This window comes from Aeromonas sp. R1-2, assembly GCF_040908505.1.
GTDB lineage: Bacteria > Pseudomonadota > Gammaproteobacteria > Enterobacterales > Aeromonadaceae > Aeromonas > Aeromonas veronii.
Genome location: NZ_JBFODU010000024.1, coordinates 19383 through 34309 on the forward strand (window position 1 = coordinate 19383; position 14927 = coordinate 34309).

Consider the following 14927-nt stretch of genomic DNA (forward strand, 5'->3'; position numbering starts at 1 on the left):
GGCAATTATGCTACTGTAGCGGCGTTTTTTGATGGATAAGCTGGCATTGGCCTTTTTTGAAGATGGAATGGTATGCAGAACTTTGACGTAGTGAATTGGCTGATGCAGCAGACAGCCTCCCCGGCGCAGCCGGAACAGGCGATGGCACAATCGGGCGCGGCCCAGAACCTGTGGCAGGTGACCCATGCTGGCTAACGAATCCATGCGCCTGAACAAATACATCAGCGAGAGCGGTATCTGCTCGCGCCGCGAGGCCGACCGCTTTATCGAGCAGGGCCACGTCTTTATCAACGGCAAGCGGGCCGGGATCGGTGATCAGGTGCAGGTTGGCGATCTGGTCAAGGTGAACGGTCAGGTGATCGAGCCGCGCGAGGCGGACAGTCTGGTGCTGATCGCCCTCAACAAGCCGGTGGGCATCGTCAGTACCACGGAGGCGGGCGAGAAGGACAACATCGTCGATTTCGTCAACCACAGCACCCGGGTCTTCCCCATCGGGCGGCTCGACAAGGATTCGCAGGGGCTGATTTTTCTCACCAACCACGGCGATCTGGTCAACAAGATCCTGCGGGCGGGCAACGATCACGAGAAAGAGTATCTGGTGACCGTCGACAAGCCGGTGACCGACGAGTTTGTGCGCGGAATGGCGGCCGGGGTGCCGATCCTCGGTACTGTGACCAAGAAGTGCAAGGTGAAGAAAGAGGCGCCGTTCGTCTTTCGCATCACGCTAGTGCAGGGGCTTAACCGCCAGATCCGCCGCATGTGCGAGCACTTCGGTTTTGAAGTGACCAAGCTGGAGCGCATCCGCATCATGAACGTCAGCCTCAAGGGGCTGCCGGTAGGCGAGTGGCGCGATCTCACCGACGACGAGCTGATCGATCTGTTCAAGCTGATTGAGGACTCCTCCTCCGAGGTGAAACCGGCCAAAGGCGACAAGCCCAAGGCGGCCAAGGCCCCTGCGGTGCAAAGCGCCAAACCGGGGCAGGGCAAGAAGCCGCGCCGCGATGATGATCACGAGATTGGCGGGCGTCCCAATGTGCCGGGCCCGGAAGCCTTTGAGAAGAAACTGCCGGTGGGTAAGGGGGGCGCGGGCAAAGGTGCTGCCAACAAGGGCGGCGCTGGCAAAGGGGCGCCCAAGGGTGGCAAACCGGCCGCTGGCAAGCCGCGCACCGCTAACACAGGACGGCAGAAGAAGGGGCGCTAAGTTGCTCCCCTGAGCGGCGTCAGCCTACCTTGTCATCCCTAACACGGTTATCCCCAACACACCGGCCTCAGGCCGGTGTGTTGTTTTGGGCCGCAGAGCTGGCCGGGAGAGGTGCCGAAAGGGACGGCTCGCTGGCGGTCGGTAACCCCATGACGCGGGGGTAGTGGCGCGGGTCGAGGCGCAGCACCAGCAGGCTCATCAGCAGCAAGCCCCCCAGTTGCCACTGCCAAGCGGCCGCGAAGTCGCCCACATAGTGATAGAGCCGCGCCGCCACCCAGGGGCCGGTGGCCGCCAGCATAAAGCCGAAGCCCTGCATCAGGGCGCTCAGGGTGCCGGCGCGGCGTGGGTCGGGCAGGTGATCGAGCGCAATCACCATGATCAGCGAAAAACTGCCACCCAGACCGGCGCCGCACAGCATGCACCAGAGAATCGGGGAACTGGCTGGCGCCAGCCAGAGGCCGCCGAATCCCGCCAGCTGCATGGCGATGGCAAGGCCCATCCACGGCCGCCGATCCTGACTGCGCGCCGCCAGTAGCGGCAAGCCGAGGCCGCTGGTGGTCTGCGCCAGTGCCAGCCAGGCGACCAGCTCGCCCGCCTGCGCGGCGCTCCACCCTTGCGCCATATAGGCGGGGGCCAGCCAGGCCACTACGATGCCGTAACCGCTGTTGATGATGCCAAAGCAGGCGATCAGCAACCAGCTGCGGGGCAGGGTGATCAATCGCTGCTCGCCGTCGGGAATCGCGACCGCCGCGGTGCTTGGCAGACGCACTTTCCACCCCAGCCAGACGAGGGCCAGCAGCAGCGGCAGGCTCCAGAGCGCCAGTGCCTGCGACCAGTCGAGGCTCACTGCCAGCCTTGGGGTGAGGCTGGCCCCCAGCGCCCCGCCCCCCATCATGCAGGCGGAGAAGATCCCCATCACTAGCGGCACCTTGCGGGTGAAGGCCTGCTTGATAAGGGCGGGCAGCACTCCCTGCACCAGTGCCGAACCCAGGCCGCAGAGCGCGGCGCTGGCGATCAGCAAGGCACCGCTTTGGGCATCGAAGCGCATAGCGCTGCCAATGCCGAGCAGCAGCAGGGCCGCCCCCAATAGTTGGCACGCACTGGCGCGCCGACGCAGGCTGGGTGTGAGCAGCACGCCAATCCCGATCAGCCAGAGCGGCAACAGGGTAAGCCAGGCGAGGGTGTCCATCCCCAGCGACAGGGCGCGGCCAATCTCGCCGCTCAGCGGGCCGATGGCGGTAAGAAAGGGGCGCAGATTCAGGCCAGTCAGGATCACCAGCACCAGCAGGGCAAACTGCTGGCGGCGCGCTTCTGCCGGGCGTTCGAAAGTCCCTTTACTCATGATCAGGCGCTGCTTGTTGCGGCTGGTGGCCGTAGAGATCCGCCGCCGTCATGGTGACGGCCAGTTTGACCAGCGGCAGAGGTGGCGGTGCCAGCGGCAGTCCCAGCGTTTGATAGGCGGCAGTGCTGTCAAAGCCGAACGGGGCCGCATCGGCGTTATCAAAGGCGTAATAGACGGCGGCTATACCGTTCATCACCAGCGCGCCGAGGCACATGGGGCAGGGGTGACCGCTGGCATAGACGATGCCGCCCGCGAGCGGCGCGCTCTGGCTTGCCTTGCGCAGCGCCTCCAGCTCGGCGAAGGGGCGACCGCCCTGCCGGTGATTTGCTCTGGCCAGTTGCACCGCCTGCTCCAGCCATTGTCGGTGAGTCTGGAGTGAGGTTGATGGGGTGAGCGAGCGAAGAGGGGTAGACGCTACAAGAGGCTGTGACATGATGAAAAACCCTGATTTGACAGAACAAATGCCAGCCTAGCGGCGAAAAAAGTCATTTGGAAATTAAATGATAGAATGAGTTTCAGTGGTTTTGTAAATGGAGTGCCCCATGCTGGATCCCCTGTTGCTGCGCAGTTTTGTCGCCATTATCGACACCGGCAGTTTTACCCGCGCCGGTGAACGGGTTCATCTGACCCAATCCACCATCAGCCAGCAGATCCGCCGCCTTGAGCAGCAGCTCGGCTGCCCGCTGCTCGATCGCGCTGGCCGAAGGGTGGTGGCGACGGCGGAGGGGGAAAAATTGCTGGGGCTGGCCCGCCGCATTCTGGCGCTGCTGGCGCAGGCCGAAGAACAAGTGACGGAAGGGAGCGTGGCGCTCAGCCTCGGGGTGCCGGAGGATTTCGCCGCCGGTGCCATCACCCCGGTACAGGCCGCCTTTGCCCGCGATTACCCCGAGGTGCGGCTGGAGGTGGAGAGCGGCCTGAGCCACGAGATCTGGCAGCGCTTCGAGGCGGGAGAGCTGGATCTAGCGCTGGTCAAACAGACGCGGGGGCAGGGTTCGCCCCTTGCCAGCTGGCGCGAGCCGCTGGTGTGGGTCGACAGCCGCGACTGGCCCGCCCGGGAACGGGATCCGCTGCCGCTGGTGGTGTTCCCGAGCGAAGGGCTCTATCGGCGCCAGATGACCGAGGCGCTCGATGGTCTGGGGCGGCGTTGGCGTATCGCCTATGTCAGCGCCAGCCTCGCCAGTTTGCAGGGGGCGGTGAGCGCGGGGATCGGGGTGAGCTTGCTGCCCAAACGGCTGATGCCCGCCGATCAGCTGGCCCTGACCCAGTGGCCCAAGGTGGCGCCGGTGGAGCTGGCGCTCCATGCCGGGGGAAGCGGGAGCGAGCCGCTCACCCGCTTGAGTGCGGCCCTAATCGCCCTCTGTGACGAGGTGATGGGGCCGCAGTGAGTGGCTATGTGGTGAAAAACTGAAGTCGGAAAGATAAAACGGGGGGATCAGTGATCCTTCCCCTCCGCCAGCTTGCGCTCGTAGTCATTTTTTACGATGGTCAGCGCCGCCAGCACCAGCTCGGGGGCCAGCTCATTGGTTTCCAGCAGTTCAATTAGATCCACCGCGAGTTTCACCTCGGGCGGGGCAGTTTCCAGTGACATGGGCAGGGTTCCGGTTGCGGGAAGAGGGGGGATTATACAGGGGCGCCGCCGCAGGCCGAAAGCGCCCGCTGTATCGGGAAGGGGAATCACCAAGGTCAGAGGTGCTGGCGCATCTCCTTGTCGATCTCCTCGCGCAGGGCGATCAGCTTTTTGGCGTACTGCTGCAACTGCAGATCGCTCTCGCTCACCGGCTGCCACTGGGGCACTGGGGTCGGCTTGCCGTGCTCATCCATCGCCACGAAGATGATGATGCAGTGGGTGGTTTTGTGGCGCTCGGTCTCGGTGGGATGGCGGCTGTAGACATCCACCGCCAGATGCATGCTGGTGGTGCCGGTGTGGATCACCTGGGCGTGCACCTCTACCAGTTGGCCAATCTGGATGGGGCGCAAAAAGCGGATCCCCCCTACATAGACGGTCACCGCATAGCCGCCACACCAGCCAGCGGCGCAGGCATAGCCCGCCTGATCGATCCACTTCATCACCATGCCGCCATGCACCTTGCCGCCGAAATTGACGTCGGAGGGTTCGGCCAGAAATTGCAGGGTCAGTTCGCGATTGGGCACAGTTACATCCTTATTGCCTGAAGGGTTTCCCTGAGCTTTGCCCCATCGGCCTGCCCGGTCAAGGGTTCATCCCCGATTCAGGGGGGCGGGGTCACTATCTTGCTCTATCGACGGGAACATAGCCGCAGGAGTGACACCATGAAACAGATGCTGGAACAGTTGCTGGGGGCTGGCAAAGGCTGGCTCAACGAAGGCGGAGAGAAGCGCAAGGGGCAGATGCAGGGGGCGCTGGCCGGTGGTGCGCTCGGTCTGCTGCTGGGCAATAAAAAAGTGCGCAAATATGGCGGTAAGGCCGCGGCCGTGGGCGGCGCGGCGGCCCTTGGCGGGCTGGCCTACAAGCTCTATCAGGATTGGCAGGCCCAGCAGGCGGCACCGGCCCAGCCCACCCATCCCATCAGTGGGCTGGAAGGCAATGCGCTGGATGCCCGTGCGGCCCTCTTGGTGCGCGCCATGGTGGCCGCGGCCCGGGCCGATGGCCATATCGACGGCGCCGAGCGCCAGAAAATTCAGGAGTACCTGACCGAACAGGGCCAGAGCGATGTCGCCCGCTGGATTGACGCCGAGCTGGCCCGCCCCCTCGATCCCCACGCGCTGGCGCGGGAAGTGACCGATATGGAGCTGGCCACCGAGGTCTATCTCGCCTCCCTGCTTGCCATCGAGGTGGATCACTTTATGGAGCGCGGTTATCTCGACGAACTGGCACGCGCCCTCAAGCTCGATGACAACCTGAAAGGAAGCATCGAGCGGCAGGTAGCCCAACTTAACGCCCCCGCCTGATACCCTTACCGCCATGGATTGCCGATAACGCCCCGCTCAAGGGGCGTTGTTGTTTCTGCTGCTCGTAAAAAGATACGAATGAGCCTATTTGGATTGCGGGACACAGCCTCTAAGATGGCGCAGGACCATCACTTTTTTGCAAGGAGCAGTAGTGGGAAATGCGACACTCGTTTATTAACTGAACTCCACATCATGTTAATGTCAAAGAACAATATCAACGTTTGCACAAGGAGCGTGCGTAATGTCAACTTCCCCGGCCGAGCTGGCCAAATATTATAGTGTTGATGATTTAACCAGTGCAACAACGGGTGGAGGCAGGCTCAATAACCTGCTTTTATCAGTTCAAAAAGGCTTGCCACTATCTATTTGGAGTCAGCAATACCTTGAGTCTAAAGGACTTAATGCCTTGCTCGGTTTTCTTACCGGGTCGTTATCCAAAGAGGAGTTTTATAGACGTGCCTTATTAGAGCGAGAACAGCGTATCGCAATTGCTAAAAAGCGGCAGCTTGAACTTGAAGCCATTAAAATAGCCGAGCAGAAAGCTGCCGCCTTGAGGTATGAAATGCTCCAGGCTCAATATGAAGCTGCACGTATAAAACGTGAGAACGATCCAAAGTTTATTGCGAGGAGAAAAAACCAAGAGCTTCGTCGGAAGTTTGGAATTGAATCCTTTGTGGAAAAACATCATTTCAAGCAACTGATGCAGATTTTGCGTACGCTGGATGCCAAGTCACGACTTTCTGAACTTGATTCTATATGGCTAAAAGTTGAGGGGCGGGACTATCAGACAGATGAGATATGGCATGCTTATCATCGAATAGAAGCTGATTTTTATATTTCAGAGTACAAGAAAACCTGCGATCCATGGCAAGCAGTCAATGCCAGTGCGCATCTTCGAAAATGTGCAGCAGCAGCCTCGGCTGTTGAATTGCTCTCGGCTATTCCAGTTAAAGACCAAGAGCATGCGAAGCTCAAATCTGCGATTAGAACAACCCATGGTGGGGCGTTGCGTGACTTGGGAAAGCGTACAGATGCTCTGAAAATGGGGGCTGAGGCTCATGCATTGCAACCGAATAATTTCAGACCATGCACACTGTTAGGTGCGCTCAATATTGAGCTGGGGAATATTGAAGAAGGACATAATTGGTATCTCATGGCGGAGGCTCGTGGTGCTAAGCGGGATAGTATCGAATACGAATTGCGTTCTCTGCTTTTGCGTATGAGTGAAGATAAGCGTAATGCGACTATTGCAGAGCTATTGAGGGTTGCCCCTCGAGAATATGGCTGGTTACGCCGACCATTGAAGAGGTAATTACAGCTGCACTTGGGTTCCTGTGTCATGAGCAGAATTATTGGCGTCATCTTACGTGCCTTGGGCAATTTGGCGATTGATAAGCTCGGCAAGTTTGAATAGGGCCTGCTCCAGCTGTTCGCTCCAGGGATGGGAGCTGTTGAGGCGCAGGCAGTGATTGTGTTGTCCCTGACTGGAAAAGAGCGCGCCGGGGGCCACTGAAAAACCGCTGCCCAGAGCCTTGGCGTGCAGGGCGCGGCTGTCGAAATGGGCAGGCAGTGCCAGCCAGAGGAAGTAGCCGCCATCGGGGGAGGAGATCCGCACCTCGTCCGGCAACAGCCGTTGCAGCGCCGCCCGCATCTGCTGCTGGCGCTGGGCCAGGGTGTGGCGCAGGCGACGAAAGTGGGCATCGACCCCGCCCTGGCGCAGCATCTCGGCCAGCGCCAGCTGGCTCGGTACATTGGTGGAGAGGGTGGACATCAGTTGCAGCCGCTGCACCCGCTCGGCATGGGGCCCCGCCACCACCCAGCCGACCCGAAAGCCCGGCGCCAAACACTTGGAAAATGAGCTGCAGAGCAGGCTGTCGCCACGCTGATCCCAGTGGCGGATCGGCTTGGGGCGCTCGCGGCCGAAGTAGACCTCCGCATAGACGTCATCCTCCACCAGCGGCACCCCGTGGCTGTTGAGCAGTGCCATCAGCCGCGCTTTGTGACCATCCGGCATGGTGTGGCCGAGCGGGTGTTGCACATTGCCCATCAGCCAGCAGGCCTTGACCGGAATGCGGGTGAGGGCGTCGGCCAGCAGGTCGAGGTCGATGCCCACCCCCGGAATAACCGGGATCTCCACCGCCTTGAGTTTCAGCCGCTCGATGGCCTGCAGGGCGCCATAGAAGGTGGGGGACTCCACCACCACCCAGTCACCGGGCTCGGTCAGCACCTGCAGACTGAGGGAGAGCGCCTCCATAGCGCCGGTGGTGATGATGATCTCCTGCGGATTGACCGCCACCCCGTCGCTGGCGTAGCGCTGGGCGATGGCGCGGCGCAGCGCTTCGTTGCCGGGGGGCAGGTCGGCCACCGTGCTGAAGGGATCGAGCTTGCGCATGCAGCTGGCCAGCGCCCGCCCGAGCTGGGGATGGGGGAACAGGGTCGGGTCTGCTACCGACATGCCAAGGGGCACCAGATCCCGCGATTTGCTCGCCTGCAACACCTCGAACACCAGATCGTTGATATCCACCGAGCCGCTGAAGTGGGTCTGGCTCGGCGTGTGCTGCACGACCTGTGGTGAGGCGGCTTTGACGTAGTAGCCGGACTGGGGGCGGGCGAGGATCCGCCCCTGACTCTCCAGCAGTTGATAGGCCTGCAACACCGTCATGGGGCTGAGCCCATGGGTCTTGCAGCTCTGGCGAATGGAGGGGATGCGCTCCCCCGGTTGCCAGATGCCATCGTCGATCTGGCTTTGCAGGCGGTCGGCCAACTGCTGGTAAAGGGACATGATCTGGATCAACTGTTATAGGTGTAATTCAATATAACTGCATCTGTTATAGGTGTCATGCTCCGTGATGTACTTGTCACGCACGAAACGTGCAAGGCAAATACAACAAAAGAGAGTGACGCATGATCAATCCGGATGACGTGGTCAGCCTGTCTCGCCTGCAATTTGGCGCCACGGCCCTGTTCCACTTCCTGTTTGTGCCCCTCACGCTGGGGCTGTCCTGGATCCTGGTGATCGCCGAGTCGGCTTATGTGATGACCGGCAAGGTGATCTATCAGGACATCACCCGCTTCTGGGGCAAACTGTTTGGCATCAACTTCGTCATGGGGGTCACCACGGGGATCACCATGGAGTTTCAGTTCGGCACCAACTGGGCTTACTACTCCCACTATGTGGGGGACATCTTCGGTACCCCGCTGGCCATCGAGGGGCTGATGGCCTTCTTCCTCGAATCGACCCTGGTGGGGCTCTTCTTCTTCGGCTGGGACAAGCTCTCCCGCGGCAAGCACCTGCTGGTGACCATGCTGGTGGCGCTCGGCTCCAATCTCTCGGCACTCTGGATCCTGATCGGCAACGGCTGGATGCAAAACCCGGTGGGAGCCGAGTTCAACCTGCTGACCCAGCGGATGGAGCTGGTGGATATCGCCGCCGTGCTGTTCAACCCGGTGGCGCAGGTGAAGTTCGTTCACACCGTTGCGGCGGGCTATGTGGCGGCCTCCATGTTTGTGATGGGGGTAAGCAGTTGGTATCTGCTGCGCAAGACGGAAGTGCAGTTTGCCCTGCGCTCTTTTGCCATCGCCTCCGGCTTCGGGCTGGCGGCCATCCTCTCGGTCATCGTGCTCGGGGATGAGTCGGGCTATCGCACCGGTGAGGTGCAGAAAGTGAAGCTCGCCGCCATCGAGGCGGAGTGGCACACCGAGCCGGCGCCTGCGTCATTCACCCTGTTCGGCTTCCCGGATCAGCAGGGGGAGACCACCCACGCCGCCATCAAGATCCCGTATCTGATGGGGATCATCGCCACTCGCTCCCTCGATGAGGCGGTGACCGGCATCAAGGATCTCAAGGTGCAGCACGAGGCGCGCATTCGCAGCGGCATGGTGGCGGCCGAGGCCCTTGAGCAGATCCGGCAGGGTGATGACAGCCCGGCCAACCGCGCCCGCTTCGAGCAGCATGGCAAGGATCTCGGCTACGGCATGCTGCTCACCCCCTATGCCAGCAATATCGCCAAGGCCGGTGAGGCGGAGATCGCCAAAGCGGTCGATGACTCCATCCCGCCAGTGGCGCCGCTGTTCTGGGGCTTTCGGGTGATGGTGGGGCTTGGCGTCACCATGCTGGGGCTGATGGTGGTGAGCTTTGTCCAGCTCTGCCGCAACCGGCTGCAAGACTCGCCACGGCTGCTCAAGACCCTGCTCTGGAGCATTCCGTTGCCCTGGATTGCCATCGAGGCGGGCTGGCTGGTGGCCGAGCTTGGCCGTCAACCCTGGACCATCAGCGATGTGCTGCCGGTCTCGGCCTCGGTCTCTTTGCTTCAGCCGGGCCAACTCTGGTTCAGCCTCATCGCCATCTGTTCCATCTACACCCTGTTGCTGGTGGTGGAGCTGTTCCTGTTGCGCCATGTGATCCGCAAGGGGCCCGCCATTCTCCATACCGGCCGCTACAGCGGTGAACAACCCGAACTTGCGAGGATCGCCTGATGGATTACGCAACCCTGAAACTCATCTGGTGGGCGCTGGTGCTCTTCATGATGGTCGGTTTTATCGTGATGGATGGTTTCGATCTCGGCATCGCCATGCTGCTGCCGGTGGTGTCGAAAGATGACGACGACCGCCGTCTGGTGATCAACAGCGTGGGGCCGGTGTGGGAGGGCAATCAGGTGTGGCTGATTGCCGGTGCCGGTGCCCTGTTCGCCGCCTGGCCGCTGGTTTATGCCGCCGCCTTCTCGGGGCTCTACATCCCCATGGTGGTGCTGCTGCTCGGGCTATTTTTGCGTCCGGTCGGCTTTGACTATCGCAGCAAGCTGGCCGATCCGGTGTGGCGCCGCTGGTGGGATCGGGCGCTGGTGGCCGGTGGCCTGATACCGGCGCTCATCCTCGGTGCGGTTATCGGACTGGTGATGGAGGGGCTGCCGTTTCGCTTCGACACGGCGCTGCGCCTGCACTATGGCGCGTTCGACTTCCACTGGGGCTGGCTGCTCTCGGTGCTGGCCACTGCCATCAGCCTGTTGCTGCTGCACGGCGCCGGTTTTCTGCAAGCCAAGGTGACCGGCACCCCAGCGCTGCGCGCACGGGGGATCGCCATCCTGCTGGCCCCGCTGGTGAGCCTCTGCTACCTGCTGGCTGGTTGGCATCTGGTGGATCTGCAAGGGTTTCAGCTGACCGGTGTCGGCACACAACCCTTTGACCCGAATGCCGCCATCAGCCCGCTGATGAAGGGAGTGATCCCGCACGCCGGAGGCTGGCTGCGCAACTACTTTGACTATCCGCTGCTGTGGCTGGTGCCGATCATCGGGATGCTGGCGCCGCTGGTGAGCGGGATTGCCTCCTGGCTGGAGCGGGGCCGAATTGCGCTGCTGGCCAGCGCCATTGCCTGCGCCGCCATGCTCTGCTCGGTGGCCATCGCCCTGTTCCCTTTCGTGCTGCCCTCATCCCTCGATGCAGTCAGCAGCCTGACCCTGTGGGACAGCACCTCCAGTTACAAGACCCTGGCCATCATGTTCGGCCTCGTGCTGGTGCTGATGCCGGTCAACCTGGGCTACACCGGCTGGGTCTATCGGGTGGTGCGTGGCAAGCTCGACCGTGCCCGCATCAAGCGCGACAGCCATCAACTCTACTGACCTCAAGGGATCTGCTATGTGGTACTTCACCTGGATTTTGGGCCTCGGATTCGCCCTGCTGCTGGGCCTGTGCAACCTGCTCTGGCTGGAAGCGCGCTGGCAGGCGGACGAACGGGACGGCAACTGACGGTGGGGCTCGCGCCCCGCCACGGCCGGTGGCTGGCGTTCACTCGTCGCCATCGGCCCCTCTATCCCCCCTCTTTAAACGACACAAACGACACACTTTCAACCGACAACCAACCGACAGGTAATTGTGATGAAACAGAGATTGAAAGCGGTGGCGCTGGCCATCGGGTGCGCGCTCACCGTCGCCCCGGCCTGTGCCGAACCGGTACAACTGACGCCACTGGATAAAACCTTCACCCTGCAGGTGCTCGGCAGTGGCGGCCCCATCTCCGACGACCTGCGTGCCTCCTCCAGCGAGGTGATCTGGTGGAAGGGGAAATCCCGCATCCTGATCGATGCCGGTGGCGGCGTCTACCTGCGCTTCGGCCAGGCGGGGGCCAAGCTCGAAGAGGTCGATTTTATCGGCATCACCCACTTTCACACCGACCATGTGACCGACCTGCCCGCCCTGCTCAAGGGGGCCTACTTCTTCGAGCGCAGCGATCCGCTGGATCTGGCGGGGCCACAAGCCGGTTCGGCCTTCCCCAGCATGAGCGGCTACTTCGATGCCCTCTTCAACAAAGACAAGGGCGCTTATGCCTACCTGAGCGGTTTCAAGGATGGCACCGATGGCCTCTTCCCCATCACCTTGCACGATGTGCCCTACCAGAGCCCGCAGCCTCACACCGTCTATCAGCAGGATGGGCTGACCATCACCGCACTCGGCATTCCTCACGGTGACGTGCCCTGTCTGGCCTATCGCATCGAGAGCGCCGAGGGAACCATCGTTATCTCGGCGGATCAGAACGGCAGCAACCCGGCCTTTGTGCCGTTTGCCAAGGGGGCCGACATTCTGGTGATGCCGCTCGCCATCCACGAAGGGGCCGACTCTGTCTCCGCCTCGCTTCACGCCAAGCCGTCGGTGGTGGCCAAGATTGCCGCCGAGGTGAACCCCAAGCTGCTGGTGCTCAACCACTGGATGGGGGTTGGTCTCAATCACAAGAAAGAGGCGATGGCCATCGTCAAACAGCAGTTCCACGGCCAGATCGTGGCCGCCCGCGATCTCTCCAGCTACCCCGTTTCATCCGTCAAGGAGTCCGCCCATGAGTAACTCAAGCAGCAACAAAACCACCGGCAAACTGACCCTCTCCATCGCCATGACCAGCCTGATTGCCCTGACTCCGGGGCTGGCGCTGGCGGCCACCCCGAGCGATGCGCCGGTCAAGGCCGCCCCCAGCGAACAGCACGGCGGCAAGTGTGCGGCGGGCAAGTGCGGCACCGAGAAGCGCTTCGAGAAGCAGGCCCTCGACAGCGATCCGCAGGGGCGGCTGGTGCGCGCTCGCGATGGCAAGTGTGGCGTGGCGGGCGAGGGGATTGATGGCAATACATCCAGCCAGGGCAGCAAGATGACGGAGGGGGTATGCTGCCAATAAGCTCCCGCAGTCGGGGGATCGGGCTGCGTCAGGAGCATCTGGATGCGCTCTGCTCCGGCCCCGTCCGCCCCGGCATCGACTTTCTCGAGCTGGCGCCGGAGAACTGGATGGCCATAGGCGGCGTCAGGCGGGCGCAGTTGCATCGGCTGGCCGAGCGTTACCCGCTGGTGGCCCACGGCCTCAGCCTCTCTCTCGGCGATTGCCAGCCCCTCAATCGCACCCTGCTCAGCCAGATCCGCACCTTTCTGGACGAGTTCGGTATCGGGATCTACAGCGAGCACCTGAGCTTTTCCCGCGACCAGCAGGGGTATCTTTACGAGCTTTTACCGGTGCCGCGCCAGTGGGAGAACATCCCCTATCTGGCAGAGCGGATCGCGCAGGTGCAGGAGGCGCTGGCCCGCCCGCTGGTGCTGGAAAATATCTCCTACTACCACGGCTATGACCACGAGATGCCGGAGGAGGATTTTCTCGCCGAGCTGGTGGCGCGCAGCGGCTGCGAACTGTTGCTTGATATCAACAACGTCTTCGTCAACAGCCGCAACCACGGTTACTGCCCCAAGCGGATGATTGCCGGGCTGCCGGGCACTGCTATCCGTTACTTCCATATCGCCGGTCATCTGGAAGAGGCGGATGGCACCTTGCTGGATACCCATGGTCGTCCGGTCTGTGAGGAGGTGGTGGCGCTGGCCCGTTATACGGTGCAGACCCACGGCCTGCGTCCCTTGTTGCTGGAGAGGGATCACCATCTGCCACCGCTGGCAGAGCTGGAGGCCGAGCTGGCGCGGGTGCACGGCGCCTGTTGCGAGGCACTCGACCGTCAGGTGCAGGAGGTGCGCTATGGATAGACGGTTATCCCTGATCACTGCGCCTAAAACGGCACCGCAGCGGATGCAGCAGCAGACCGCCTGGCTGGCGAGCCGGGTGCGGCTGCCGCAGGATGGCATCGCCAGCCACTATGCCCGCAGCGTGCGCGCCAATGTGGAGTCGGTGCTGGAGAGCGCTTTTCCGCTCACCCACGCTCACTGGGCGCTGGTGGATAGATGGCAACTGGTGGAGGGCTTTGTTATTCAGCACGGCGCCGAGGCCCCCGAGTTTCACCATATCGCCACCGAGTTTGTCCGCTATGTGCAGCATCGCCACGGCGAGGGCTCTCTCAACTGGCCCAGGCAGCGGTTGGCGCTGCTGGAGTACGAGTGGGCCTGCCTCTGTGTCGAGATTGATGAAGGGGTAGTGCCGCAAGTTATATCGGGGGAGGAGGTGACGGCGGAGAGTTCGTTTGTGCTCAATCCCACCCTGCAACTGCTGGAGCTCCCCTTTGCCATTCGTCGCAGCGGGGTGGTGCCGACCCGGCAGGGCAACCACTTCTATGGCCTGTTTCGCAGCCCGGATCATCAGGTGGTGACCCAGCGCTTGCGCGAATGGGACGTGGCGCTGATCCAGCTGCTGCAACAGCAGCCGGGGATCACCCAAGCCGGGTTCCAACAACAGGTACAACAGGTTCGCAGCGACTTTGATCTGACCAGGTGGGCACGCCATTTTCACCGGCTGGGTCTGCTGACCTTGTCCGTTGGCGAGCGCCAGACCGGCACTCCCTTGCCCCCATTTAGCAAACACCAAGGAGAATTCCCATGAACAACACTCTTATCCAGTGGTACGAGCGGGCGGTGGCCCAGTGCAAGCGGCTCGATTTTCTGGCCCTGCTGGCCATTCGCCTCTATCTCATTCCGGTCATCTATGTGGGGGCCCACTCCAAGGTGATGGGCTTTGCCGGCACGGTCGCCTGGTTTGGGGCCCCGGTCTCGGAAGGGGGGCTCAACCTGCCGTTCCCGACCCTGCTCGCCTTTCTGGCGGCGGGCACCGAGGTACTGGGTTGCATCTGCATCGCCCTTGGCCTCTTTACCCGCATCATGGCCATTCCCACCATCTTCCTGATGAGCGTGGCGAGCGCCATGGTGCACTGGAAGCACGGCTGGGACGCCATCGCCACCGGCAGCATGGAGGCCACTGTGCGCCTCAACGGCTTTATCGAGTGGCTGGCGGCGAACTTCCCCGGTCGCTACAACTACATCACTGAGCTCGGGGATCCCGTGATGCTCAACAACGGGATGGAGTTTGCCGCTACCTACTTTGTGATGCTGCTGGTGCTGCTGGTTTACGGCGGGGGCCGCTACGTCAGCCTCGACTACTGGCTCAAGCGGGCGGTGACCGGCAAAGCAGGCGTGCAACAGGCGGCATAAGGCTTGCCCACGGATAACAAAAACCATAACGACAGAGCGTGAAAAACAGCGAGCGGCCGGGGCCGC

General features: G+C 62.0%; 18 protein-coding genes. 13 read left to right on the forward strand and 5 right to left on the reverse strand.

All coding sequences use genetic code 11. The features are described 5' to 3' along the window. Positions 1-72 precede the first annotated feature (72 nt). Positions 73-195, forward strand: a complete 123-nt coding sequence (locus tag AB5Y76_RS09215) for a hypothetical protein (protein ID WP_263717539.1) — start codon at positions 73-75, stop codon at positions 193-195. Then, positions 185-1201: a 23S rRNA pseudouridine(2604) synthase RluF gene (gene rluF / locus AB5Y76_RS09220; RefSeq protein WP_236293228.1), complete on the forward strand. Its 1017-nt coding sequence runs from the start codon at positions 185-187 to the stop codon at positions 1199-1201. Before AB5Y76_RS09215 ends, rluF begins: the two co-directional genes overlap by 11 nt. 67 nt (positions 1202-1268) lie before the next feature. Here rluF and AB5Y76_RS09225 read toward each other — a convergent pair whose 3' ends face one another. Beyond that, complete coding sequence (locus tag AB5Y76_RS09225; protein WP_263717540.1) at positions 1269-2543, reverse strand: cyanate transporter; 1275 nt, start codon at positions 2541-2543, stop codon at positions 1269-1271. Beyond that, entirely contained in the window at positions 2536-2976 is a 441-nt protein-coding gene (locus AB5Y76_RS09230) for a deaminase (protein ID WP_263717541.1), read from the reverse strand. The genes AB5Y76_RS09225 and AB5Y76_RS09230 overlap by 8 nt, the downstream gene beginning before the upstream one ends. Positions 2977-3085: 109 nt before the next feature. Here AB5Y76_RS09230 and AB5Y76_RS09235 point away from each other — a divergent pair, with 109 nt between their 5' ends. Further along, positions 3086-3928, forward strand: a complete 843-nt coding sequence (locus AB5Y76_RS09235) for a LysR family transcriptional regulator (protein ID WP_263717542.1) — start codon at positions 3086-3088, stop codon at positions 3926-3928. Positions 3929-3975: 47 nt separating this feature from the next. Here AB5Y76_RS09235 and rsmS read toward each other — a convergent pair whose 3' ends face one another. Together rsmS and AB5Y76_RS09245 are read right to left on the reverse strand one after the other, a co-directional pair. Beyond that, positions 3976-4131 (reverse strand): pleiotropic regulatory protein RsmS, encoded by a 156-nt coding sequence (gene rsmS, locus AB5Y76_RS09240; RefSeq protein ID WP_076493688.1) that lies wholly within the window; start codon positions 4129-4131, stop codon positions 3976-3978. 95 nt (positions 4132-4226) lie between these two features. Continuing rightward, positions 4227-4694, reverse strand: a complete 468-nt coding sequence (locus tag AB5Y76_RS09245) for an acyl-CoA thioesterase (RefSeq protein WP_108612015.1) — start codon at positions 4692-4694, stop codon at positions 4227-4229. A 138-nt stretch (positions 4695-4832) separates the two neighbouring features. On the opposite strand from AB5Y76_RS09245, the gene AB5Y76_RS09250 reads away from it, so the two are divergent. Further along, complete coding sequence (locus tag AB5Y76_RS09250; RefSeq protein WP_139428430.1) at positions 4833-5471, forward strand: tellurite resistance TerB family protein; 639 nt, start codon at positions 4833-4835, stop codon at positions 5469-5471. Positions 5472-5712: 241 nt separating this feature from the next. After that, on the forward strand, positions 5713-6783 hold the full coding sequence (locus AB5Y76_RS09255) for a hypothetical protein (protein ID WP_263717544.1): 1071 nt from the start codon (positions 5713-5715) through the stop codon (positions 6781-6783). A 51-nt stretch (positions 6784-6834) separates the two neighbouring features. On the opposite strand, the gene AB5Y76_RS09260 is transcribed toward AB5Y76_RS09255, so the two are convergent. Continuing rightward, entirely contained in the window at positions 6835-8253 is a 1419-nt protein-coding gene (locus AB5Y76_RS09260; protein ID WP_263717545.1) for a PLP-dependent aminotransferase family protein, read from the reverse strand. A gap of 122 nt (positions 8254-8375) precedes the next feature. Between AB5Y76_RS09260 and AB5Y76_RS09265 the strand changes: the two genes are divergently transcribed. The 8 genes from AB5Y76_RS09265 (at position 8376) to AB5Y76_RS09300 (ending at position 14861) form a co-directional block, all read left to right on the forward strand. Continuing rightward, the gene (locus AB5Y76_RS09265; protein WP_139442580.1) at positions 8376-9947 is read left to right on the forward strand and encodes a cytochrome ubiquinol oxidase subunit I; all 1572 of its coding nucleotides are present in this window, start codon (positions 8376-8378) and stop codon (positions 9945-9947) included. Next, entirely contained in the window at positions 9947-11086 is a 1140-nt protein-coding gene (cydB, locus tag AB5Y76_RS09270; protein WP_263717546.1) for a cytochrome d ubiquinol oxidase subunit II, read from the forward strand. The genes AB5Y76_RS09265 and cydB overlap by 1 nt, the downstream gene beginning before the upstream one ends. Before the next feature lie 16 nt (positions 11087-11102). After that, on the forward strand, positions 11103-11213 hold the full coding sequence (cydX, locus tag AB5Y76_RS09275) for a cytochrome bd-I oxidase subunit CydX (protein WP_005337572.1): 111 nt from the start codon (positions 11103-11105) through the stop codon (positions 11211-11213). A 129-nt stretch (positions 11214-11342) separates the two neighbouring features. Next, the gene (locus tag AB5Y76_RS09280) at positions 11343-12302 is read left to right on the forward strand and encodes an MBL fold metallo-hydrolase (RefSeq protein ID WP_263717547.1); all 960 of its coding nucleotides are present in this window, start codon (positions 11343-11345) and stop codon (positions 12300-12302) included. Then, a complete protein-coding gene (locus AB5Y76_RS09285; RefSeq protein WP_263717548.1) occupies positions 12295-12624 on the forward strand; it encodes a hypothetical protein in 330 nt (109 codons plus the stop codon). The genes AB5Y76_RS09280 and AB5Y76_RS09285 overlap by 8 nt, the downstream gene beginning before the upstream one ends. Continuing rightward, positions 12612-13469, forward strand: coding sequence for a DUF692 domain-containing protein (locus AB5Y76_RS09290; protein ID WP_263717549.1), 858 nt, complete (start codon positions 12612-12614; stop codon positions 13467-13469). Before AB5Y76_RS09285 ends, AB5Y76_RS09290 begins: the two co-directional genes overlap by 13 nt. Beyond that, positions 13462-14256 carry a putative DNA-binding domain-containing protein gene (locus AB5Y76_RS09295; protein WP_263717550.1) on the forward strand — a complete coding sequence of 265 codons (795 nt, stop codon included), beginning with the start codon at positions 13462-13464 and terminating at the stop codon, positions 14254-14256. The genes AB5Y76_RS09290 and AB5Y76_RS09295 overlap by 8 nt, the downstream gene beginning before the upstream one ends. Next, positions 14253-14861, forward strand: a complete 609-nt coding sequence (locus AB5Y76_RS09300) for a DoxX family protein (RefSeq protein ID WP_005337566.1) — start codon at positions 14253-14255, stop codon at positions 14859-14861. Before AB5Y76_RS09295 ends, AB5Y76_RS09300 begins: the two co-directional genes overlap by 4 nt. Positions 14862-14927 lie beyond the last annotated feature (66 nt).

Bases quoted from the DNA above. Each gene is read 5' to 3' on its own strand.
- AB5Y76_RS09215 (WP_263717539.1), top strand. From the start codon at position 73: ATGCAGAACTTTGACGTAGTGAATTGGCTGATGCAGCAGACAGCCTCC.
- rluF (WP_236293228.1), top strand. From the start codon at position 185: ATGCTGGCTAACGAATCCATGCGCCTGAACAAATACATCAGCGAGAGC.
- AB5Y76_RS09225 (WP_263717540.1), bottom strand. From the start codon at position 2,543: ATGAGTAAAGGGACTTTCGAACGCCCGGCAGAAGCGCGCCGCCAGCAG.
- AB5Y76_RS09230 (WP_263717541.1), bottom strand. From the start codon at position 2,976: ATGTCACAGCCTCTTGTAGCGTCTACCCCTCTTCGCTCGCTCACCCCA.
- AB5Y76_RS09235 (WP_263717542.1), top strand. From the start codon at position 3,086: ATGCTGGATCCCCTGTTGCTGCGCAGTTTTGTCGCCATTATCGACACC.
- rsmS (WP_076493688.1), bottom strand. From the start codon at position 4,131: ATGTCACTGGAAACTGCCCCGCCCGAGGTGAAACTCGCGGTGGATCTA.
- AB5Y76_RS09250 (WP_139428430.1), top strand. From the start codon at position 4,833: ATGAAACAGATGCTGGAACAGTTGCTGGGGGCTGGCAAAGGCTGGCTC.
- AB5Y76_RS09255 (WP_263717544.1), top strand. From the start codon at position 5,713: ATGTCAACTTCCCCGGCCGAGCTGGCCAAATATTATAGTGTTGATGAT.
- AB5Y76_RS09260 (WP_263717545.1), bottom strand. From the start codon at position 8,253: ATGTCCCTTTACCAGCAGTTGGCCGACCGCCTGCAAAGCCAGATCGAC.
- AB5Y76_RS09265 (WP_139442580.1), top strand. From the start codon at position 8,376: ATGATCAATCCGGATGACGTGGTCAGCCTGTCTCGCCTGCAATTTGGC.
- cydB (WP_263717546.1), top strand. From the start codon at position 9,947: ATGGATTACGCAACCCTGAAACTCATCTGGTGGGCGCTGGTGCTCTTC.
- cydX (WP_005337572.1), top strand. From the start codon at position 11,103: ATGTGGTACTTCACCTGGATTTTGGGCCTCGGATTCGCCCTGCTGCTG.
- AB5Y76_RS09280 (WP_263717547.1), top strand. From the start codon at position 11,343: ATGAAACAGAGATTGAAAGCGGTGGCGCTGGCCATCGGGTGCGCGCTC.
- AB5Y76_RS09285 (WP_263717548.1), top strand. From the start codon at position 12,295: ATGAGTAACTCAAGCAGCAACAAAACCACCGGCAAACTGACCCTCTCC.
- AB5Y76_RS09290 (WP_263717549.1), top strand. From the start codon at position 12,612: ATGCTGCCAATAAGCTCCCGCAGTCGGGGGATCGGGCTGCGTCAGGAG.
- AB5Y76_RS09295 (WP_263717550.1), top strand. From the start codon at position 13,462: ATGGATAGACGGTTATCCCTGATCACTGCGCCTAAAACGGCACCGCAG.
- AB5Y76_RS09300 (WP_005337566.1), top strand. From the start codon at position 14,253: ATGAACAACACTCTTATCCAGTGGTACGAGCGGGCGGTGGCCCAGTGC.